This is a genomic window from Pseudomonas sp. GL_091, from assembly GCF_057837725.1.
Window position 1 is genome coordinate 4872507 of the sequence record NZ_CM174451.1, and the last position, 21090, is coordinate 4893596.

A 21090-nucleotide genomic window follows, 5' to 3' on the forward strand; every position below is an offset into this window, starting at 1 on the left:
CGGTTTCTCGTTTATCAAAGTTTGGTCAAGGACAGGCCGGCCCAGGTGGCAAGCAGCCCGCCGAATACGCTGAGCGCCGCATAGCCCAGGGCCAGCGGCACCTGCCCGCTTTCCAGCAGGCGCACCGTATCCAGTGAAAAGGATGAAAAAGTCGTCAGCCCCCCGAGGAAGCCAACCATCAACCCGGCACGCACCTCGATGGGCACCTCCGGGCGTATCAAAAACAGACCGTATAGAACGCCGATCAGCAAACAGCCCACGATATTAACGGCCAGCGTCGCGGTATAGAAGTGCCGCGGCCAATTCGCGTTGATCCAGTTGCCGGTGGCGAAGCGCAACAGAGTGCCGGCCATCCCGCCGACGGAAACCGCAACGATCAAGGGAAGCACTATTTTCTCCGCTGCCTTGGGCTTAAACGGTCGAGTTTTGCCAGGTGATTGAGTTTTTCGCCGATCTTCAATTCCAGGCCACGGGGCACGGGTTGATAGAACGGGATCGGGTCGAGTTCTTCCGGGAAGTAATCTTCCCCGGCGGCATAGGCGTCCGGCTCATCGTGGGCATAACGGTATTCATCGCCGTAGCCCAGCTGCTTCATAAGCTTGGTCGGCGCGTTGCGCAGGTGCAGCGGCACTTCCAGCGAACCGTGCTCGGCGGCGGCGCGCAATGCAGTCTTGAAGCCCATGTACACCGCGTTGCTTTTCGGCGCGCAGGCCAGATAGGTGATGGCCTGGGCCACCGCCAGCTCGCCTTCGGGGCTGCCGAGGCGCTCCTGCACTTCCCACGCCGCCAGGCACAGGCTCAGGGCACGGGGGTCGGCATTGCCGATGTCTTCGCTGGCCATGCGCACCACGCGCCGGGCCAGGTACAGCGGATCACAACCGCCGTCGATCATCCGTGCGAACCAATACAAGGCGCCATCGGGGTTGGAGCCGCGCACCGATTTATGCAGCGCGGAAATCTGGTCGTAGAACGCTTCGCCGCCCTTGTCGAACCGCCGGCGGGTATCGCCGAGCAGGCTTTGCAGGAGCTCGGTACCCATTTCGCTGTTGTCTTCCGCCAGGTCCGAAGCGTTTTCCAGCAGGTTGAGCAGACGCCGGCCATCGCCATCGGCGGCCGACAGCAGCATCTGGAAGCCCTCGTCGCTGAGGGTCAGGTTGCGCTTGCCCAGGCCTCGCTCTTCGGTCAGCGCGCGGTGCACCAGCTTGCGCAGGGCCGCTTCGTCGAGGCTTTTGAGCACATAGACCCGCGCCCGGGAGAGCAAGGCATTGTTGAGCTCGAACGAGGGGTTTTCCGTGGTCGCGCCGATGAAAATCAGCGTGCCGTCTTCGACATAGGGCAGGAACGCATCCTGTTGGGACTTGTTGAAGCGATGCACTTCGTCGACGAACAGGATGGTGCGGCGGCCGTACTGCGCGGCCTGCTGCTTGGCGATTTCCACCGACTGGCGGATCTCCTTGACCCCGGCCAGTACCGCCGAGACCGTTTCGAAGTGCGCATCCGAGACTTCCGCGAGCAATCGCGCCAGGGTGGTTTTGCCCACCCCGGGCGGCCCCCAGAAAATCATCGAATGCAGGGCACCCTGCTCCAGGGCTTCGCGCAAGGGCTTGCCGCGAGCGAGCACGTGCTCCTGACCGACGTACTCGTCCAGATTGGCCGCACGCAGGCGGGCGGCCAAGGGCTGGGCGATGGGGGTGCTGCGAAACAGGTCCATGACTACCTACGAAACCTCACTGGCTCTGATGCGATCACGTAGGAGCGAGCTCGCTCGCGATGGTCGCCAACGATAACGCTGTAAGTCTGACACCCCGAGGCGTGCTCGGGTTTATCGCGAGCAAGCTCGCTCCTACAGAGGTTCTGCACTTTATTCCTGAATTACATCCGCACCCTTGGGGATGTCGAACTTGAACTTGGAGGCAGGGATCGGCTCGTTGGCCTTCACCCCGGTGAACAGGATATTGGTGCGCTGGCCGACGCTGTCGATCAACTGCATGTCGTTGACCAGGCCATTGCGGAACGACAGGCGCAGGCTGTCGAACAGGGTGTCCTTGGTTTTCGGCTTGAGGGTGAAGTCGATCACGCCGCCGGCTTCCTTGGCGCTGATGTCGAAGCTCTGGCTGATCTTGGACACGTCACCGGACAACAGCAACGCCGGGGTCTGGGTCAGGCGCTGGTCGAGTTTCTTGATGGTGGCCTGTTCCAGGTCCGGGTCCCACAGGGTGACTTTCTTGCCATCGGAGATCATGGTCTGTTCGGCCGGTGCATCGGTGTGCCAGTAGAACAGGCCCGGACGCTGCAGCGACATCTCGCCGGCGGTTTCCTGCAACTGGGTGCCGGTACCATCGAGGGTCAGTTGCGAGAAACGTGCGGTCAGGGTCTGGGATTTTTCCAGCAGTTGGGTCAGGCGTGCCACGTCCTTGTCATCGGCGTTAGCCTGGAGCGTGGTCAAGGCCAGTACCGGCAGCAACAGCATGCGGATCAGACGCATGGGAGTCCTCATAACATTCGTGGGAGTGCGGGCGGCGCCAATGGGCGCCCCCCCTTTCATACTCGGGTCAGTCGCGCACCGGGCCCGGGGCCAGGACTTCACGCGAACCGTTGGTGTTCATGGACGTCACGACCCCGGCCATTTCCATGGCTTCGATCATGCGCGCGGCGCGGTTGTAGCCGATCTTCAGCTTGCGCTGAACTGCGGAAATGGAGGCGCGACGGCTTTCCAGCACGAACTGCACGGCTTCGTCGTACAGTGCGTCGGCCTCGGGATCGTCACCGTCGCCGCCACCGCTGCTGCCTTCAAAGCCGCTGCCCGCCTCTTCGACGCCATTGAGAATGTCGTCATTGTATTCCGGCGCGCCCCGCAGCTTCCAGGCTTCCACCACGCGGTGAACCTCATCGTCGGACACGAAAGCACCGTGAACACGAATCGGCAGGCTGGTACCCGGCGGCATGTAGAGCATGTCACCGTGGCCGAGCAGTTGTTCGGCACCGCCCTGGTCGATGATGGTCCGCGAGTCGATCTTGCTCGACACCTGGAACGCCATGCGGGTCGGGATGTTGGCCTTGATCAGACCGGTGATCACATCCACCGACGGACGCTGGGTCGCAAGGATCAAGTGGATACCGGCCGCACGAGCCTTTTGCGCGATACGGGCAATCAGCTCTTCAACCTTCTTGCCGACGATCATCATCATGTCGGCGAATTCGTCGACCACTACCACGATGGTCGGCAGCTTTTGCAGCAGCGGCGCTTCGTCGTGGATGCTTTCACGCTTGTACAGAGGATCGCTCAACGGCTCGCCGGCGTCCTGGGCTTCCTTGACCTTGGCGTTGAAGCCCGACAGGTTTCGCACCCCCATCTTGGCCATCAGCTTGTAGCGTCGCTCCATCTCGGCAACGCTCCAGCGCAAGGCATTGGCGGCGTCCTTCATGTCGGTGACCACCGGGCACAGCAGGTGCGGAATGCCCTCGTAGATCGACAGTTCCAACATTTTCGGGTCGATCATGATCAGTTTGGCGTCTTCCGGGCCGGACTTGAACAGGATCGACAGGATCATCGCGTTCACACCCACCGACTTACCGGAACCGGTGGTACCAGCCACCAGCAAGTGCGGCATTTTCGCAAGGTCAGTGATGACCGGCTTGCCGCCGATGTCGTGGCCCAGGGCCAGGGTGACCGGGGATTTGAAGTTGTCGTACTCGGGGGTCGACAACACCTCGGAGAAACGCACGATCTGCCGGTCTTCGTTGGGAATCTCGATACCGACCGTGGTCTTGCCCGGAATCACTTCCACCACGCGCACGCTGGTCACGGCGAGGGAACGCGCGAGGTCTTTGGCCAGGTTGGAAATACGGCTGACCTTGACCCCGGCCGCCGGCTGGATCTCGTAACGGGTGATCACAGGGCCCGGGTGAATCGAATCCACCGTGACTTCAACGCCGAATTCCTTGAGCTTGATTTCCAGCAAGTGGCCAACCGCAGCCAGGGATTCAGGCGAGTAATTGAGCTGCTTCTTTTCCGCCGGGTCGAGAATCGAGATCGGTGGCAAGGTGCCTTCCACGGCGCTGTCGACGAACAGCGGCGCCTGTTTCTCTTTCTCGACGCGCTTGCTCGGTGCGACGGGCTTTGGCGGCGCGGGTGCAATCACCGGCGGCACCTGCTTCTCACGCTCGGACATGTGCTTGCTCAGGGCTTGCTCACGTTCGATCAGACGTTCCTTGACCTTGGCCTGTTCGCGCTTGTCGGTAACGCTCGGCGCGACCACTTCATCCATACGGTCATCGACTTCACGCAACTGGGCAACCAGCTGTTTGCGCTCGGTACGGGCCGCCCACCAGCGATTGGCGGCGCCCTGGAACAGTTCGAACAGGTCGAGGGTGATCTTGCCGGTGATGTCCATCACCTTGAACCACGACAGGTCGGTAAACACGGTCAGGCCGAACAGGAACAACGCAATGAACAACAGCGTACTGCCCTGGATATTCAGGGCGTTCCTGGCCAGGTCGCCGAGGCTTTCGCCCAGCGCACCGCCCGCACCGGCCGGCAGACCGGTCGCGGCATGGAAATGGATATGGGCCAGGGCGGCGCCCGACAGTACCAGGAACACCAGGCCGATCAGGCGCCAGGAGAACAGCCAGCCGCTCCACTGCCACGGCTCGTGACGCTGGCGGAAGATCTGGTACGCCTTGATGGCCAGCAGCAACGGAAAGATGTAGGCGAAGTAACCCAGCACCATGAACAGGATATCGGCGCTGTAGGAGCCCGCTGGCCCGCCGAAGTTCTGCACGTCGTCGATCTTGCTGTTATGACTCCAGCCCGGATCATCCTTGCCATAGGTCAACAAGGCCATCATCAGGAACAGGCACAAGGCACCGATGGCGATCAGCGCACCTTCCTTGAGTCGGTAGTGCAAGTGCTGGCGCCAGAGCGGTACGACGGCTGGTTTAGGTGCTGCGGTGGATTTCTTCAAAACGCTTCTTTTCCTGCGCCAATGGCGCGTCCATCTGATGAATGTCTATAAAAACTGCGAAAAAACTGCCCAATCCAGGCAGGTAAAAAAGTTAACACGCGTTACCGGGACTACTTTTAACACTGCGCCCCGGTTTTTATAAACATGGCGCGCACTGAATATATGTAACACGCAGGGCATTGTACGGGTTTGTACGCACGACGCCATGCTTGAGACCCTTGGGTGTAGCATAGTCAAAAGCATATGACATGCTGTTCAATTTGAGCATGCATTCTCTTTTGTGACAAAGGCTTATGAGGTGTTTTTATGAGCGAAGCGAAGCATTCACGCCTGATTATCCTGGGCTCCGGCCCTGCCGGTTACAGCGCAGCCGTTTATGCCGCCCGCGCCAACCTCAATCCCGTTGTCATTACCGGCATACAGGCAGGTGGCCAGCTCACCACTACCGTCGAGGTGGATAACTGGCCAGGCGACGTCGAGGGCCTGACCGGGCCAGTCCTGATGGACCGCATGCAAAAACACGCCGAGCGCTTTGCCACCGAGATCGTTTACGACCACATTCATACCGCCAAGTTGCAACAACGGCCGTTCGAGCTGATTGGCGATGGCGGAACCTACACCTGCGACGCCTTGATCATTGCCACCGGTGCTTCCGCGCAATATTTGGGCCTGCCGTCGGAAGAAGCGTTTGCCGGCAAAGGGGTGTCGGCGTGCGCGACCTGTGATGGATTTTTCTATCGTAACCAAGTGGTTGCGGTGGTGGGCGGCGGCAATACGGCGGTCGAGGAAGCCTTGTACCTGTCGAACATCGCCAAGGAAGTGCACCTGGTGCATCGGCGCGACAAGCTGCGCTCGGAGAAGATCCTCCAGGACAAACTCTTCGAAAAAGCCGCCAATGGCAATATCCGCCTGCACTGGAACCAGAACCTGGACGAAGTGCTCGGCGATGCTAGCGGTGTGACCGGCGCCCGCCTGCGGGACAGCCAAACGGGTGAAACCAGGGAACTGCCGCTGGCCGGGGTGTTTATCGCTATCGGCCATAAACCCAACACTGACCTGTTCACAGGCCAACTGGAAATGCGCGACGGGTATCTGCTGGTCAAGGGTGGCAGCGAAGGCGATGCCACCGCCACGGCAATTGCAGGGGTGTTTGCCGCCGGCGACGTGGCCGACCACGTTTATCGCCAGGCCGTTACGTCTGCCGGGGCCGGTTGCATGGCGGCGCTGGACGCTGAAAAATACCTCGACGACATTCCTGCCGTTTAAAGGCAAACTTTATGGCGGGCCAACACCCGCCACTGCCCTCCCCTTCTGTAAGCCCGGATGCCATGCTGACTTGGTTACAACGCAATTCCTTGCATTTCCCACCGTTGGAAAAGGCCATGCGCGACCCCAACGGGCTTCTGGCTGCCGGCGGTGACCTGTCCGCCGATCGGCTGATCTCGGCTTATCGCCACGGCTGCTTCCCATGGTTTTCCGAAGGCCAGCCGATCCTTTGGTGGTCACCGGACCCGCGCACGGTTCTGTTTCCCGACGAATTGCACGTCTCGCGCAGCCTGAACAAATTGCTGCGCCAGCAACGCTATCAAGTGACCTTTGACCAGGACTTTGCCGCCGTCATCCGCGCCTGTGCGGCCCCTCGGGATTACGCCGACGGTACCTGGATCACCGAGGCCATGCAGGACGCTTATATCGAGTTGCACAGGCGCGGACACGCGCACTCGGTGGAAGTGTGGGACGGAGATGAACTCGTGGGCGGCCTCTACGGCCTGGCGATGGGCCGGCTGTTTTTCGGCGAGTCCATGTTCAGCCTCGCTGACAACGCCTCGAAATTCGGTTTTGCCACACTGGTGCGGCATCTGAAAGACTCGGGTTTTGTACTGATCGATTGCCAGATGCCGACCGATCACCTGCACAGCCTGGGAGCGCGGGCCATTCCTCGCCGCGACTTTGCCAATTACCTTGCGCAGTATCTGGACCAGCCCAGCAGCGCCAATTGGGTTTGCTGAGCGACATTTGCGCGCGTGGCTTACACTTATTCAAAAGCATTATCCCGAGGGTTGATCATGACCGAGTTGGCGCGTTTGAAGTTCTATGCCACTCAGCCGCACTCTTGCAGTTATCTGCCCGATGAGCAGGCCACAACCCTGTTCCTCGACCCTAGCCAGCCCATGGATGTGCATGTCTATGCAGACCTGTCGGAGATGGGGTTTCGTCGCAGTGGCGATCATCTCTACCGGCCGCATTGCCAGAATTGCAATGCGTGCGTTCCGGCACGCATTCCCGTGGGGCAGTTCACGCCCAACCGGCAACAGAAACGCATCTTCAAGCGCAACGTGGATTTGCAGGTGCGTCCGGCCAAGCCCGGCTTCAACGAAGAGTACTTCGACCTTTACCAGCGCTATATCGAACAGCGTCACGCCGACGGCGATATGTACCCGCCGAGTCGCGACCAGTTTTCGACATTCCTGGTTCGGGACCTGCCGTTTTCCCGATTTTACGAGTTCCGCCTGAACGGCCAGCTGCTGGCCGTCGCCGTCACCGATTTACTGCCGAACGGTCTTTCGGCGGTCTACACCTTCTACGAACCGGCCGAAGAGCGCCGCAGCCTTGGGCGCTATGCGATCCTCTGGCAAATCGCCGAGGCCAGGCGGTTGGGGCTGGATGCGGTCTACCTCGGCTACTGGATCAAAAACTGCAAAAAGATGAACTACAAGACTCAATATCGCCCCATTGAGTTGCTGATTAATCAGCGCTGGGTGGTTCTAAACTAGAGCTGGCCCTAAACCCCTTGGCTTAAACCCCACTTTTCGGGCACAATGCACGCCGCTTTTGCCTGGCGCAGTTGCACCGGGCCATTCATTGGACACCGAGGGCTTTACTGCATGTCGAAAGAAGACAGCTTCGAAATGGAAGGCACTGTCGTCGACACCCTGCCCAACACCATGTTTCGTGTGGAGTTGGAAAATGGGCACGTCGTAACCGCGCACATCTCCGGCAAGATGCGCAAGAACTACATCCGTATTCTTACCGGCGACAAAGTGCGCGTAGAGCTGACTCCCTATGACTTGAGCAAAGGGCGCATCACTTACCGCGCTCGTTAAGGTAGGAGCGAGCTTGCTCGCGAAAAACCTGAGGGCGCCGCGTCAAGTCAGACTCCCCGCATCATCGTTGACGAACATCGCGAGCAAGCTCGCTCCTACAGGCGTAGGGCCAGCTCGCTAATCAAGTCAACACAAAACGCCCGGCATTGCCGGGCGTTTTTGTTTGTCTGCGATTTGCCTGCCGCACTCCCACACTGGATTTGTGTATGACCTGCAGACAACAAAAAGGCGCCTCTCGGCGCCTTTTTGTTTTGCTTCTGAACGTCAGGCCATCTCGGCCGTGGTCTCGAACTCGAAGGTCAGCTCGCCGTCCTTGATGTCGATGTGTACCACACCGCCATGCTCGGCCAGTTCGCCAAAGAGAATCTCCTCCGCCAGCGGACGCTTGATCTTGTCCTGGATCAGGCGAGCCATTGGGCGCGCACCCATCGCCGCGTCGTAGCCACCTTCGGCCAGCCAGTTGCGGGCTGCATCGGTGACTTCCAGCAACACACGCTTGTCTTCCAGCTGCGCCTGAAGCTCGGTAAGGAACTTGTCCACCACGCTCTTGATCACCTCATGGCTGAGGCGACCAAACTGGATGATGGTGTCCAGACGGTTGCGGAATTCCGGCGTGAAGCTCTTCTTGATCACTTCCATCGCATCGGACGAGTGATCCTGATAGGTGAAACCGATCGAAGCGCGGGCCGCGGTCTCGGCACCGGCGTTGGTCGTCATGATGACGATCACGTTACGGAAATCCGCCTTGCGCCCGTTGTTATCGGTCAACGTACCGTGGTCCATCACCTGCAGCAGCAGGTTGAAGACTTCCGGATGCGCCTTTTCGATCTCATCGAGCAACAGCACGCAGTGTGGCTGCTTGGTGATGGCTTCGGTGAGCAAACCGCCCTGATCGAATCCGACATAACCCGGAGGCGCACCGATCAGACGCGATACGGTGTGGCGCTCCATGTACTCGGACATGTCGAAACGAATCAGCTCGACACCCAAGGCCTTGGCCAACTGACGCGCCGCTTCGGTTTTACCGACACCGGTAGGCCCTGCGAACAGGAACGAACCGACAGGCTTGTCAGGGGACTTGAGGCCGGCACGGGACAGCTTGATCGCGGTTGCCAGCGAGTCGATCGCGGCATCCTGACCGAACACGGTCAACTTCAGATCACGCTCGAGGTTACGCAGCAGCTCTTTGTCGGAACTGGTGACGTGTTTTGGCGGAATCCGCGCGATTTTCGCGACGATGTCCTCGACTTGCGGCACTTCGATGCGCTTCACACGCTTCTCGACCGGTTGCAGGCGCTGGTAGGCACCCGCTTCGTCGATGACGTCGATGGCCTTGTCCGGCATATGACGGTCATTGATGTAACGCGAGGCCAGTTCGGCAGCCGCGCGCAGGGCTTCATCACTGTATTCGATATTGTGATGGCTTTCGAAACGCCCCTTCAGGCCGCGCAGAATGCCAATGGTGTCTTCCACCGAAGGCTCCGACACATCGACCTTCTGGAAGCGCCGGGCCAAAGCACGGTCCTTCTCGAAGATGCCGCGGAATTCCTGGAAGGTGGTCGAACCGATGCAGCGGATATCACCGGACGACAGCAGTGGCTTGAGCAGGTTCGAGGCGTCCATGACGCCACCGGACGCGGCACCCGCACCAATGATGGTGTGGATCTCGTCGATGAACAGGATCGCCTGCGGACGTTTTTTCAGCTCATTGAGCAACGCCTTGAAGCGCTTCTCGAAATCGCCACGATACTTGGTACCGGCCAGCAAGGCCCCCAGATCGAGGGAGTAAACCACGCTGTTGGCCAGCAGGTCCGGCACCTGGTTGTCGACAATGCGCTTGGCCAGGCCTTCGGCAATCGCGGTTTTACCCACGCCCGCCTCGCCCACCAGCAGCGGATTGTTTTTGCGACGACGCGCCAGGATCTGCGCGACGCGCTCGACTTCCAGCTCACGACCTACCAACGGATCGATACGACCCTGGCGCGCCAGCTCGTTGAGGTTGCTGGCATAAGCATCCAGGGGATTGCCAGAGGAAGAAGACTCACCGCCCTCGTCGTCCTGCATATCTTGCTCACCTTCAGAGTGATCGCCATGCCCCGGCACCTTGGAAATGCCATGGGCGATGTAGTTGACGACATCTATGCGGGCAACGCTCTGCTGTTTCAGCAGGAACACCGCCTGACTCTCTTGCTCACTGAAGATCGCGACCAGCACGTTGGCACCAGTCACTTCGCGTTTGCCCGAGCTCTGTACGTGAAACACAGCACGTTGCAGTACACGCTGGAAGCCCAGGGTTGGCTGGGTTTCGCGATCCTCGTCATGCACGGGGATCAATGGCGTGGTGGAGTCGATGAACTCCTGCAGGTCATGCTTGAGTTTGTCGAGGTTTGCGCCGCACGCACGCAAAACGGTGGCGGCAGCCTCATTGTCCAATAGGGCCAGCAAGAGGTGTTCGACGGTCATGAACTCATGACGCTTCGAACGGGCCTCCTTGAAGGCAAGATTGAGGGTGACTTCGAGCTCGCGGTTTAACATAGCTTCACCTCATACCCAAGTGGTCGGCGATTAACCGTCCTTCTCGATTTCACAGAGTAGCGGATGCTGGCTTTCCCTGGCGTACTGGTTGACCTGCATGGCCTTGGTCTCGGCGATGTCACGGGTAAACACTCCACATACTGCCCGCCCTTCTGTGTGGACGGCCAGCATGACCTTGGTCGCCAGCTCGCGATTCAGGTTAAAAAACACCTCGAGCACTTCGACGACGAAATCCATCGGTGTGTAGTCATCGTTGAACAAAACCACCTTGTACATCGGCGGCGCCTGTAGTGCAGGCTTTGCCTCCTGAACAGCAATGCCTGCGGAATCGTCGTCGTGTAAATCAGGGCGATCCTGATTGAATGTTAGTCGAATCTGGCTGATTGCATGCATGGAAAGAAAGGTTCGTCAGTTGTTCAAATACAGTGGTGGGGGCGGCTATCAGCGATTTCAACTCCGACTGCCGGGTCAGCTTGACTATCGGCAAAACGGTGTTACAACCAATAGAGCCCACAGTGGGTAAAAAAGGTCCGCGGAGTCAATCTTATTTACAGATTCGACTGCGGATGTACGGAATGATACTCCAGTGATGGAGTCTGTTGCAGAGGGAGTTGGGTATGTCAGGCGGCAAGGTCAGCGGCAAGGTCAAATGGTTCAACAACGCCAAGGGTTACGGTTTCATCATCGAGGACGGCAAGACAGAAGACCTGTTTGCCCACTACTCCGCCATCCAGATGGAAGGTTATAAAACCCTGAAAGCCGGGCAAGCTGTCGTATTCGACATCATCCAGGGCCCCAAAGGCCTGCACGCGATCAACATCGGCAACCCGGTGGATGCTTCGAAAGCGACGACATCCGCCCCGCAACAGACCGTTACAGTTTAAGACCACACCGTCATCCCGCCATAAAAAAACCGCCTGACTCAAATACTTGAATCAGGCGGTTTTTGTGTGCCTGCGTTGCCTTACATGTGCGAGATCAGCGCATCACCGAAGCCGGAAGACGAAACCAGCTTGGCCCCCTCCATCAGACGCTCGAAGTCATAGGTTACGGTCTTGGCGGAAATCGCGCCGTTGGTGCCCTTGATGATCAGGTCGGCTGCTTCGGTCCAGCCCATGTGGCGCAGCATCATTTCAGCGGACAGGATCAGCGAACCGGGGTTGACCTGATCCTTGCCGGCGTACTTCGGTGCAGTACCGTGGGTGGCTTCGAACATGGCCACGGTGTCGGACAGGTTGGCACCCGGCGCGATACCGATACCGCCCACTTCCGCCGCCAGGGCGTCGGAGAGGTAGTCGCCGTTCAGGTTCAGGGTTGCGATCACATCGTACTCGGCCGGGCGCAGCAGGATCTGCTGGAGCATGGCGTCGGCGATGGCATCCTTGACGATGACGTTCTTGCCGGTTTTCGGGTTCTTGAACTGCATCCACGGACCGCCGTCAAGCAGGGTCGCGCCGAACTCTTCAGCCGCCACTTCGTAGGCCCACTCCTTGAAGGCACCTTCGGTGAACTTCATGATGTTGCCTTTGTGCACGATGGTCAGCGAATCGCGATCGTTGTCGACCACATATTGCAGGGCCTTGCGCGCCAGACGCTTGGTGCCTTGCAGGGACACCGGCTTGACGCCGATACCGCAGTTCTCGTCGAAACGGATCTTGGTAACGCCCATTTCTTCTTTGAGGAACTTGATGACCTTGGTGGCTTCCGGTGTGCCGGCCTTCCACTCGATGCCGGCGTAGATGTCTTCGGAGTTCTCGCGGAAGATGGTCATGTCGACATCGCCTGGCTTCTTGACCGGGCTAGGCACGCCTTCGAACCAGCGTACCGGGCGCAGGCAGACGTACAGGTCGAGTTGCTGACGCAGGGCCACGTTCAGGGAACGAATGCCGCCACCGACCGGGGTGGTCAGCGGGCCCTTGATGGAAACCACGTAATCCTTGACCGCGTCCAGGGTTTCCTGAGGCAGCCAGGTGTCCTGATCGTAAACCTGAGTCGCTTTCTCCCCGGCGTACACTTCCATCCAGGAAATCTTGCGCTCGCCACCGTAAGCCTTCTTAACAGCAGCATCGACAACCTTGATCATGACCGGGCTGATGTCGACACCAATGCCGTCGCCTTCGATGAAGGGGATGATCGGGTTATTAGGAACATTGAGAGAATGGTCTGCATTGACGGTGATTTTGTCGCCGACGGCTGGAACCTGAATCTTCTTGTAACCCATGCTGAACTCCATTGATTGGATTGAACATCTGGCTTGGTTCGAGCGTAACCCAGTTGAATCGGCGCGCAAACCCTATGTTCCATGCATCTGCCGCAAAGCCTTGCAACTCGTGCGCTACAAGCCTGAAAGCAAAGGGAAAAGCGCCAAAACCAAGCACGACGAATGACTCTACGCCCGACTTGCCCCTGCGACCTTTAGACCAATGGACGACATTCGTTGCGTATGAACCATCGGCAGATTGCCAGCTACCTATGTATAATGCCGCCGCTGACCACAGGGTCACGACGGCTGAAGTGCTCTACGACGAGACTTTCCGCCCGGCAAGTCGGCCTGTTATCGCAGTCCGGCTACTTGACGCCCTACTGATGCACCCAACATCACAGCAACGAAACCTCGATATTCGGCTCATGGATGACTTTGAACGAACGCGCTTACCCGGCGCCCTCGAGTTTCTGCGCACGCTTTAGCAAAGAAGAGAGAGTTAATCCGAATATGCCCACCCGCTCGAAGATCATCTATACCTTCACCGACGAAGCTCCTGCCCTCGCCACCTATTCACTGTTGCCTATCGTAGAGGCGTTCACCGCCTCGGCTGATATCGCCGTTGAAACCCGCGATATCTCTCTTGCAGGGCGCATCCTGGCCAGCTTCCCCGAGCAACTGGGTGACAAAGCCGTAGCCGACCACCTCGCCGAACTGGGCGCCCTGGCCGTTACGCCTGAAGCCAACATCATCAAGCTGCCGAACATCAGCGCCTCGGTTCCACAACTGCAAGCCGCGATCAAAGAGCTGCAAGCTCAGGGCTACGCACTGCCGGACTACCCTGAGACCGTCACCAGCGACGCCGACAAAGAAGCCAAGGCCCGCTACGACAAGATCAAGGGCAGCGCCGTGAACCCGGTTCTGCGCGAAGGCAACTCCGACCGCCGCGCTCCGCTGTCGGTCAAGAACTACGCACGCAAGCACCCGCACAAAATGGGCGCCTGGGCCAAGGACTCCAAGTCCCACATCGCGCACATGAGCACCGGCGATTTCTACGGCAGCGAAAAAGCTGCCCTGATCGACGCCGCTGACGCAGTGAAGATCGAATTGATCGTTCAAGACGGCACCACCACCGTCCTGAAAGAAAAGACCAGCGTACAAGCCGGTGAGATCCTCGATTGCGCGGTACTAAGCAAAAACGCCCTGCGCAGCTTCATCGCGGCCGAAATCGAAGACGCCAAGGCACAAGGCGTGCTGCTGTCGGTTCACTTGAAAGCCACCATGATGAAGGTCTCCGACCCGATCATGTTCGGCCAGATCGTTGCCGAGTTCTATAAAGACGCGCTGGCCAAGCACGCTGACGTGCTGGCACAGATCGGCTTCAACCTGAACAACGGCATCGGCGACCTGTACGCTCGCATCAAGGCATTGCCTGCCGAGCAGCAAGCGGCCATCGAAGCTGACATCCAGGCGGTCTACGCCGCTCGCCCTTCCCTGGCGATGGTCAACTCCGACAAAGGCATCACCAACCTGCACGTGCCGAGCGACGTCATCGTCGACGCCTCGATGCCGGCGATGATCCGTGACTCCGGCAAGATGTGGGGCACCGACGGCCAGCTGCACGACACCAAGGCTGTGATCCCGGATCGCTGCTACGCCACCATCTACCAGGCTGTGATCGAAGATTGCAAAGCCAACGGTTCGTTCGATCCGACCACCATGGGCAGCGTGCCGAACGTTGGCCTGATGGCGAAGAAAGCCGAAGAGTACGGTTCCCACGACAAGACTTTCCAGATCAAGGCTGACGGCGTGGTTCGCGTCACCGACAGCAAGGGCACCCTGCTGATGGAACAGGCTGTTGAAGCCGGCGACATCTTCCGCATGTGCCAGACCAAAGACGCCCCGATCCAGGACTGGGTCAAACTGGCCGTCAACCGTGCTCGCGCAAGCGCGACCCCGGCGATCTTCTGGCTGGACCCGATGCGCGCCCACGACGGCGTAGTGATCGAGAAAGTTCAGGCTTACCTGAAGGATCACGACACTGCCGGCCTGGACATCCAGATCATGGCGCCGGTCGACGCGATGAAGTACACCCTGCAGCGTACCCGCTCTGGCCTCGACACCATCTCGGTGACCGGCAACGTACTGCGCGACTACCTGACCGACCTGTTCCCGATCATGGAGCTGGGCACCAGCGCCAAGATGCTGTCGATCGTGCCGCTGATGAACGGCGGTGGCCTGTTCGAAACCGGCGCCGGCGGTTCGGCTCCGAAGCACGTTCAGCAGTTGCTGGAAGAGAACTTCCTGCGCTGGGATTCGCTGGGTGAATTCCTGGCCCTGGCCGCGTCCCTGGAACACCTGGGCGTGACCTACAACAACCCTAAGGCGCTGGTTCTGGCCAAGACCCTGGACCAGGCCACCGGCCAGTTCCTGGACAACAACAAGTCGCCATCGCGCAAAGTCGGCAACATCGACAACCGCGGCAGCCACTTCTACCTGGCGCTGTACTGGGCTCAAGCCCTGGCTGCCCAGACCGAAGACACTGCACTGCAAGCGCAGTTCGCGACCCTGGCCAAGACCCTGACCGAGAACGAGGCGACCATCGTTGCCGAGCTCAATGCCGTTCAGGGCAAGCCAGTGGACATCGGCGGTTACTACCACGCCGACGCCGAGCTGATCAGCAAGGCCATGCGCCCGAGCGCAACCTTCAACGCGGCTGTCGCTGCGCTGGTTTAAGGTTGTAAGGGAACATCACAAACCCCGGCCCTGTGCCGGGGTTTGTGTTTCCAACATACAAAACCCTGCAGGAGCGACCGGAGGATATTTCATGACCTGGCTACCCCACATCACCGTCGCCACCATCGTCGAAGACAACGGCCGCTTCCTGATGGTCGAAGAACTCAAGAGCGGACGCACGGTACTCAACCAACCCGCCGGTCATCTGGACCCGAATGAAACCCTGACCGAAGCCGCCGTGCGCGAAACCCTCGAGGAAACCGGTTGGGACGTCGAACCCACCGGCGTACTGGGCATTTACCTGTACACCGCCCCGAGCAACGGCGTGACCTACCAGAGGGTCTGCTTCATCGCCAAACCACTGAAACACCACGCGGATTATCAACTGGATGACGGCATCATCGGCGCCAAGTGGTTGACCCGCGACGAATTAATCGAGCAGCGCGACAACTGGCGCAGCGAGCTGATTATCCGCTGCATCGACGACTATCTGGCAGGCCAACACTTCGGCCTCGAATTGATCCGTCCTTCTCTTTAGCCTTGCGGGCCCGAGCCTGCTAGAATCGCGTCCTTTTTCAAGACACTCATTGAATCCCTATGCGTGATCCAGCCCCTTCTGACACACAAAAGAAGCGCGTCATTGTCGGCATGTCCGGCGGCGTGGACTCTTCCGTTTCCGCCCTCCTGCTGATTGAGCAGGGCTATGAGGTGGAAGGCCTGTTCATGAAGAACTGGGAAGAAGACGATGGAACGGAATACTGCACCGCCATGGATGACCTGGCGGATGCTCAAGCCGTGTGCGACAAGATTGGCATCAAGCTGCACACCGCCAACTTCGCCGCCGAGTACTGGGACAACGTATTCGAGCATTTCCTCGCCGAATACAAGGCCGGACGCACGCCGAACCCGGACATCCTGTGCAACCGCGAAATCAAGTTCAAGGCGTTCCTCGACTACGCCATGATGCTTGGCGCCGACCTGATCGCCACCGGTCACTACGTGCGTCGCCGCGACATCGACGGCCGTACCGAACTGCTCAAGGGCCTGGACCCGAACAAGGACCAGAGCTACTTCCTGCACGCCGTCGGCGGCGAACAGATCGCCAAGACCCTGTTCCCGGTTGGCGAGCTGGAAAAACCGCAAGTGCGCGCCATTGCCGAGAAATACGAACTGGCGACCGCGAAGAAGAAGGATTCCACCGGGATCTGCTTTATTGGCGAGCGCCGCTTCAGCGACTTCCTCAAGCAGTACCTGCCGGCGCAACCGGGCGAGATCAAGACCACCGAAGGTGAAATCATCGGCCGCCACCACGGCCTGATGTACCACACCATCGGCCAGCGCCAGGGCCTGGGCATTGGTGGGCTGAAAGATGCCAGCGATGAACCGTGGTACGTGCTGATCAAGGACCTGGAACACAACGAGCTGATCGTTGGCCAGGGCAATGATCACCCGTGGCTGTTCTCCCGCGCGCTGCTCGCTTCCGATATCTACTGGGTCAACCCGATCGACCTGAGCCAGCCACGCAAGCTGACCGCCAAGGTTCGTTATCGCCAGAGCGACCAACCGTGCACCCTGGAAAAGACCGCCACCGGTTACCGCGCAACCTTCGATGATCCGCAGCGTGCGGTCACCCCAGGCCAGTCCGTGGTGTTCTACGACGGCGAAATCTGCCTCGGCGGCGGCGTGATTGAAGTAGCCGAGCCGTGGACGAGCAAGGGCCAGGCCCTATGAACCCGATTCAGGAGCAACTGACAGCACTGGGCGGCGTGTTTCTCGCCGCGGTGCTGGTGGACAGGATCGCCAAGACCGGCCAGACCAACGAAGCCGGCCTGACCTGCATGCTCGGCAGCCTGCTGATCCGCGACCCCAAGGACACGCTGGAAGTCTATGGCGGCGACGACATCAACCTGCGTGAGGGCTACCGCGCGCTGATCGGCGCCCTAGAGCGCGACCCGAGCGCCCTGCAGCGCGAGCCGCTGCGTTATGCCCTGGCCATGCTCGGCCTTGAGCGTCAACTGGCCAAACGCAACGACATGCTCGACGTGATCGGCAAGCGCCTGCCGCAGATTCAGTCCCAGGTCGAACACTTCGGCCCGGCCCACGAAAACGTAATCGCCGCCTGCGGCGCACTGTATCAGGACACCCTGAGCACCCTGCGCCAACGCATCCAGGTACACGGTGACATGCGCAACCTGCAACAACCGAGCAACGCCTCGAAAATCCGCGCCCTGCTGCTGGCCGGCATTCGTTCGGCGCGCCTTTGGCGGCAGTTGGGCGGTCATCGCTGGCAGCTGGTGATCAGCCGCCGCAAATTGCTCAAAGAGCTTTACCCCTTGATGCGTAACGAATAACCCGCATCGACAGAACCGAACTTAGCAATACGCGTAATACGCCGGTCAGTTGGCGACGGACCGGCGGATTTTTTCATGTATGATACGCGCCCCATTTCGTTGCCCGACTGTCCGAGAACACCCCATGCAGCTTTCTTCGCTCACTGCGGTTTCCCCTGTTGACGGCCGCTACGCCGGCAAAACCCAGGCCCTGCGCCCAATTTTCAGCGAGTACGGCCTGATCCGTGCCCGCGTCCTGGTTGAAGTGCGCTGGCTCCAGCGCCTGGCCGCTCACCCTGCCATCAGTGAAGTGCCGGCGTTCTCCGCCGAAGCCAACGCTGTGCTCAACACCCTGGCGGAAAACTTCTCTCTGGAGCACGCCGAGCGCGTCAAAGAGATCGAGCGCACCACCAACCACGACGTCAAGGCCATCGAGTACCTGCTCAAAGAGCAAGCGGCCAAGCTGCCGGAACTGGCCAAGGTCAGCGAGTTCATCCACTTTGCCTGCACCAGCGAGGACATCAACAACCTGTCCCACGCCCTGATGCTGCGCGAAGGCCGTGATGACGTGATGCTGCCGCTGATGCGCCAGACCGCCAACGCCATCCGTGAACTGGCGATCCGTTTCGCCGACGTGCCGATGCTGTCGCGCACCCACGGTCAACCGGCCTCGCCGACCACCTTGGGCAAAGAGCTGGCGAACGTGGTTTACCGCCTGGAGCGCCAGATCGCTCAAGTCGCTGCCGTTCCGCTGCTGGGCAAGATCAACGGCGCTGTCGGCAACTACAACGCCCACCTGTCGGCCTACCCTGAGATCGACTGGGAAGCCAACGCCCGCGCCTTCATCGAAGACGAGCTGGGCCTGGGCTTCAACCCGTACACCACGCAGATCGAACCGCACGACTACATTGCCGAGCTGTTCGACGCGATCGCCCGCTTCAACACCATCCTGATCGACTTCGACCGCGACATCTGGGGCTATATCTCCCTGGGTTATTTCAAACAGCGCACCATTGCTGGCGAAATCGGTTCGTCGACCATGCCGCACAAGGTCAACCCGATCGACTTCGAAAACTCCGAAGGCAACCTGGGTATCGCCAACGCACTGTTCCAGCACCTGGCGAGCAAGCTGCCAATCTCCCGCTGGCAGCGCGACCTGACCGACTCCACCGTACTGCGCAACCTCGGTGTCGGCTTCGCCCACAGCGTGATCGCGTACGAAGCCAGCCTCAAGGGCATCAGCAAGCTTGAGCTCAACGAGCAGAAGATTGCCGCTGATCTGGACGCCTGCTGGGAAGTATTGGCCGAGCCGATCCAGACCGTGATGCGTCGCTACAACATCGAAAACCCATACGAAAAACTGAAAGAACTGACCCGCGGCAAGGGCATCAGCCCAGAAGCGCTGCAGACTTTCATCGACGGCCTGGACATGCCAGCCGCCGCCAAGGCCGAGCTGAAATTGCTCACCCCGGCCAACTACATCGGCAACGCTGTAGAACAAGCCAAGCGCATCTGATCGACCGCTAGACCCTTTTAAGACGCCCGGCCGCGCCGGGCGTTTTTATTCCCGTCTGAAAAGTGCATTTTTTCAATAGGTTACACATGAATCCTGATATTCCTCTTCAACTTCTGGGCGGCATCACGGCACGGGAATTCCTGCGCGACTACTGGCAGAAAAAGCCGCTGTTGATCCGTCAGGCAATTCCTGATTTCGAAAGCCCGATCGACGCCGACGAACTGGCCGGCCTGGCGCTGGAAGAAGAAGTCGAATCGCGACTGATCATCGAGAATGGCGAGCGTCCGTGGGAACTGCGTCGCGGCCCGTTCGCCGAAGATGAGTTCAGCAAGCTGCCTGAACGTGACTGGACCCTGTTGGTTCAAGCCGTGGATCAGTTCGTCCCGGAAGTCAGCGAACTGCTGGAAAATTTCCGCTTTCTGCCGAGCTGGCGCATCGACGACGTGATGATCAGCTACGCCGCACCGGGTGGCAGCGTTGGTCCGCACTTCGACAACTACGACGTGTTCCTGCTGCAAGGCCACGGCAAGCGCAACTGGAAGATCGGCCAGATGTGCAACACCGAGAGCCCGATGCTGGCCCACGCCGACCTGCGCATCCTCTCCGAATTCGAAGCCACCGATGAATGGGTGCTGGAACCGGGCGACATGCTCTACCTGCCACCGCGCCTGGCCCATTGCGGCGTTGCCGTTGATGAATGCATGACCTACTCGGTCGGCTTCCGCGCACCGAGCGCCGCTGAAGTGCTGACCCACTTCACCGACTTCCTCAGCCAGTTCCTGTCGGACGAAGAACGCTACACCGACGCCGACGCATTGCCGACTGCCGATCCTCACCAGATCCAGCGCGACGCACTCGACCGCCTCAAAGGCCTGCTGGCCGAGCACATGAGCGACGAGCGCCTGCTGTTGACCTGGTTCGGCCAGTTCATGACCGAGCCTCGCTACCCGGAACTGGTGGTGGGCCCGGAAGACGTCGAAGAAGACGACTTCATGTCCGCCCTGGAGCAAGGCGCGATCCTGATTCGCAACCCGAGCGCACGCCTGGCGTGGTCTGAAGTCGATGACGACCTGCTGCTGTTCGCCAGCGGCCAGAGCCGTTACCTGCCGGGCAAACTGCGCGAACTGCTGAAGATGATCTGCGCCGCCGACTCGCTGCACACCGACAACCTTGGCGACTGGCTGAGCGACGAAGACGGTCGCGGCCTGCTGTGCGAACTGGTCAAGCAAGGAAGCCTGGGGTTTGCCGATGAATAAGATTCACGTACGTGTCGCAGACTGGCAGAAGGACAACGCCGAGATCCGGCGCATTCGTGAGACGGTGTTCGTCGCCGAGCAATCCGTTCCGCCAGAATTGGAATGGGACGCCGATGACATTGATGCAGTGCATTTCCTCGCTTACGAAGGCGACTTTCCGATTGGCACCGCCCGCCTGTTGCCCGACGGCCACGTCGGCAGGGTATCGGTACTCAGAGACTGGCGCGGCCTGAAAGTCGGCGATGCACTGATGCAAGCGGTCATCGGTGAAGCCGAAGAGCGCGGACTCAAGCAGCAGATGCTCAGCGCCCAGGTACAAGCCACGGCGTTCTATGAGCGCCTGGGCTTTCACATGGTCAGTGAGGAGTTCCTGGAAGCCGGGATTCCGCATGTGGACATGGTGCGCCATTCGGCCTGAGACCCTGTGGCGAGGGGGCTTGCCCCCT

The 21090-nt window shown here is 59.7% G+C and carries 20 protein-coding genes; 13 read left to right on the plus strand and 7 right to left on the minus strand.

Going from position 1 to position 21090, the window contains the following annotated elements:
- Positions 1-14 precede the first annotated feature (14 nt).
- The 4 genes from crcB to AC3ITY_RS22200 all read right to left on the minus strand — a co-directional run bounded on the left by crcB (position 15) and on the right by AC3ITY_RS22200 (position 4964).
- Positions 15-389, minus strand: a complete 375-nt coding sequence (crcB, locus tag AC3ITY_RS22185; protein ID WP_008049383.1) for a fluoride efflux transporter CrcB — start codon at positions 387-389, stop codon at positions 15-17.
- On the minus strand, positions 389-1711 hold the full coding sequence (locus AC3ITY_RS22190; protein ID WP_489304988.1) for a replication-associated recombination protein A: 1323 nt from the start codon (positions 1709-1711) through the stop codon (positions 389-391). Before AC3ITY_RS22190 ends, crcB begins: the two co-directional genes overlap by 1 nt.
- A gap of 150 nt (positions 1712-1861) precedes the next feature.
- Positions 1862-2485, minus strand: coding sequence for an outer membrane lipoprotein periplasmic chaperone LolA (gene lolA / locus AC3ITY_RS22195; protein WP_223453983.1), 624 nt, complete (start codon positions 2483-2485; stop codon positions 1862-1864).
- Positions 2486-2552: 67 nt separating this feature from the next.
- Entirely contained in the window at positions 2553-4964 is a 2412-nt protein-coding gene (locus AC3ITY_RS22200; protein WP_489304991.1) for a DNA translocase FtsK, read from the minus strand.
- Between the two features lie 306 nt (positions 4965-5270).
- Here AC3ITY_RS22200 and trxB point away from each other — a divergent pair, with 306 nt between their 5' ends.
- The 4 genes from trxB (at position 5271) to infA (ending at position 8068) form a co-directional block, all read left to right on the plus strand.
- Positions 5271-6230 (plus strand): thioredoxin-disulfide reductase, encoded by a 960-nt coding sequence (gene trxB / locus AC3ITY_RS22205; protein ID WP_489304993.1) that lies wholly within the window; start codon positions 5271-5273, stop codon positions 6228-6230.
- A 62-nt stretch (positions 6231-6292) separates the two neighbouring features.
- A complete protein-coding gene (gene aat / locus AC3ITY_RS22210; protein ID WP_489304995.1) occupies positions 6293-6973 on the plus strand; it encodes a leucyl/phenylalanyl-tRNA--protein transferase in 681 nt (226 codons plus the stop codon).
- A gap of 57 nt (positions 6974-7030) precedes the next feature.
- Positions 7031-7738 (plus strand): arginyltransferase, encoded by a 708-nt coding sequence (locus tag AC3ITY_RS22215; protein WP_223447812.1) that lies wholly within the window; start codon positions 7031-7033, stop codon positions 7736-7738.
- Between the two features lie 111 nt (positions 7739-7849).
- Complete coding sequence (infA, locus tag AC3ITY_RS22220) at positions 7850-8068, plus strand: translation initiation factor IF-1 (protein ID WP_002553999.1); 219 nt, start codon at positions 7850-7852, stop codon at positions 8066-8068.
- A gap of 264 nt (positions 8069-8332) precedes the next feature.
- Here infA and clpA read toward each other — a convergent pair whose 3' ends face one another.
- A complete protein-coding gene (gene clpA / locus AC3ITY_RS22225) occupies positions 8333-10603 on the minus strand; it encodes an ATP-dependent Clp protease ATP-binding subunit ClpA (RefSeq protein ID WP_056723817.1) in 2271 nt (756 codons plus the stop codon).
- A 30-nt stretch (positions 10604-10633) separates the two neighbouring features.
- Positions 10634-10996 (minus strand): ATP-dependent Clp protease adapter ClpS, encoded by a 363-nt coding sequence (gene clpS / locus AC3ITY_RS22230; protein ID WP_015094394.1) that lies wholly within the window; start codon positions 10994-10996, stop codon positions 10634-10636.
- A gap of 224 nt (positions 10997-11220) precedes the next feature.
- Between clpS and cspD the strand changes: the two genes are divergently transcribed.
- A complete protein-coding gene (gene cspD, locus AC3ITY_RS22235; protein ID WP_223453974.1) occupies positions 11221-11487 on the plus strand; it encodes a cold shock domain-containing protein CspD in 267 nt (88 codons plus the stop codon).
- Positions 11488-11567: 80 nt separating this feature from the next.
- Here the strand turns inward: cspD and icd are convergent, their stop codons facing one another.
- Positions 11568-12824 (minus strand): NADP-dependent isocitrate dehydrogenase, encoded by a 1257-nt coding sequence (icd, locus tag AC3ITY_RS22240; protein WP_007972065.1) that lies wholly within the window; start codon positions 12822-12824, stop codon positions 11568-11570.
- Between icd and AC3ITY_RS22245 the strand changes: the two genes are divergently transcribed.
- The 8 genes from AC3ITY_RS22245 to AC3ITY_RS22280 all read left to right on the plus strand — a co-directional run bounded on the left by AC3ITY_RS22245 (position 12823) and on the right by AC3ITY_RS22280 (position 21062).
- A complete protein-coding gene (locus AC3ITY_RS22245; protein WP_489304998.1) occupies positions 12823-12990 on the plus strand; it encodes a hypothetical protein in 168 nt (55 codons plus the stop codon). The two genes, icd and AC3ITY_RS22245, sit on opposite strands and share 2 nt — an antisense overlap.
- Before the next feature lie 326 nt (positions 12991-13316).
- A complete protein-coding gene (locus AC3ITY_RS22250) occupies positions 13317-15542 on the plus strand; it encodes an NADP-dependent isocitrate dehydrogenase (RefSeq protein ID WP_489305000.1) in 2226 nt (741 codons plus the stop codon).
- Positions 15543-15633: 91 nt separating this feature from the next.
- Positions 15634-16080 carry an NUDIX hydrolase gene (locus AC3ITY_RS22255; protein ID WP_489305002.1) on the plus strand — a complete coding sequence of 149 codons (447 nt, stop codon included), beginning with the start codon at positions 15634-15636 and terminating at the stop codon, positions 16078-16080.
- 59 nt (positions 16081-16139) lie between these two features.
- Positions 16140-17273 (plus strand): tRNA 2-thiouridine(34) synthase MnmA, encoded by a 1134-nt coding sequence (mnmA, locus tag AC3ITY_RS22260; RefSeq protein WP_007972086.1) that lies wholly within the window; start codon positions 16140-16142, stop codon positions 17271-17273.
- Positions 17270-17893: a high frequency lysogenization protein HflD gene (gene hflD / locus AC3ITY_RS22265; RefSeq protein WP_046037849.1), complete on the plus strand. Its 624-nt coding sequence runs from the start codon at positions 17270-17272 to the stop codon at positions 17891-17893. Before mnmA ends, hflD begins: the two co-directional genes overlap by 4 nt.
- A gap of 124 nt (positions 17894-18017) precedes the next feature.
- The gene (purB, locus tag AC3ITY_RS22270) at positions 18018-19388 is read left to right on the plus strand and encodes an adenylosuccinate lyase (protein ID WP_007972090.1); all 1371 of its coding nucleotides are present in this window, start codon (positions 18018-18020) and stop codon (positions 19386-19388) included.
- 86 nt (positions 19389-19474) lie between these two features.
- Entirely contained in the window at positions 19475-20644 is a 1170-nt protein-coding gene (locus AC3ITY_RS22275) for a ribosomal protein uL16 3-hydroxylase (protein WP_489305006.1), read from the plus strand.
- Positions 20637-21062, plus strand: coding sequence for a GNAT family N-acetyltransferase (locus AC3ITY_RS22280; protein WP_223453966.1), 426 nt, complete (start codon positions 20637-20639; stop codon positions 21060-21062). Before AC3ITY_RS22275 ends, AC3ITY_RS22280 begins: the two co-directional genes overlap by 8 nt.
- Positions 21063-21090 lie beyond the last annotated feature (28 nt).

Coding starts and splice junctions, on each gene's coding strand:
- infA (WP_002553999.1), top strand. CDS start 7,850: ATGTCGAAAGAAGACAGCTTCGAAATGGAAGGCACTGTCGTCGACACC.
- purB (WP_007972090.1), top strand. CDS start 18,018: ATGCAGCTTTCTTCGCTCACTGCGGTTTCCCCTGTTGACGGCCGCTAC.
- AC3ITY_RS22255 (WP_489305002.1), top strand. CDS start 15,634: ATGACCTGGCTACCCCACATCACCGTCGCCACCATCGTCGAAGACAAC.
- clpA (WP_056723817.1), bottom strand. CDS start 10,603: ATGTTAAACCGCGAGCTCGAAGTCACCCTCAATCTTGCCTTCAAGGAG.
- lolA (WP_223453983.1), bottom strand. CDS start 2,485: ATGCGTCTGATCCGCATGCTGTTGCTGCCGGTACTGGCCTTGACCACG.
- AC3ITY_RS22215 (WP_223447812.1), top strand. CDS start 7,031: ATGACCGAGTTGGCGCGTTTGAAGTTCTATGCCACTCAGCCGCACTCT.
- mnmA (WP_007972086.1), top strand. CDS start 16,140: ATGCGTGATCCAGCCCCTTCTGACACACAAAAGAAGCGCGTCATTGTC.
- aat (WP_489304995.1), top strand. CDS start 6,293: ATGCTGACTTGGTTACAACGCAATTCCTTGCATTTCCCACCGTTGGAA.
- AC3ITY_RS22250 (WP_489305000.1), top strand. CDS start 13,317: ATGCCCACCCGCTCGAAGATCATCTATACCTTCACCGACGAAGCTCCT.
- AC3ITY_RS22190 (WP_489304988.1), bottom strand. CDS start 1,711: ATGGACCTGTTTCGCAGCACCCCCATCGCCCAGCCCTTGGCCGCCCGC.
- cspD (WP_223453974.1), top strand. CDS start 11,221: ATGTCAGGCGGCAAGGTCAGCGGCAAGGTCAAATGGTTCAACAACGCC.
- AC3ITY_RS22280 (WP_223453966.1), top strand. CDS start 20,637: ATGAATAAGATTCACGTACGTGTCGCAGACTGGCAGAAGGACAACGCC.
- trxB (WP_489304993.1), top strand. CDS start 5,271: ATGAGCGAAGCGAAGCATTCACGCCTGATTATCCTGGGCTCCGGCCCT.
- hflD (WP_046037849.1), top strand. CDS start 17,270: ATGAACCCGATTCAGGAGCAACTGACAGCACTGGGCGGCGTGTTTCTC.
- AC3ITY_RS22245 (WP_489304998.1), top strand. CDS start 12,823: ATGCTGAACTCCATTGATTGGATTGAACATCTGGCTTGGTTCGAGCGT.
- icd (WP_007972065.1), bottom strand. CDS start 12,824: ATGGGTTACAAGAAGATTCAGGTTCCAGCCGTCGGCGACAAAATCACC.
- clpS (WP_015094394.1), bottom strand. CDS start 10,996: ATGCATGCAATCAGCCAGATTCGACTAACATTCAATCAGGATCGCCCT.
- AC3ITY_RS22275 (WP_489305006.1), top strand. CDS start 19,475: ATGAATCCTGATATTCCTCTTCAACTTCTGGGCGGCATCACGGCACGG.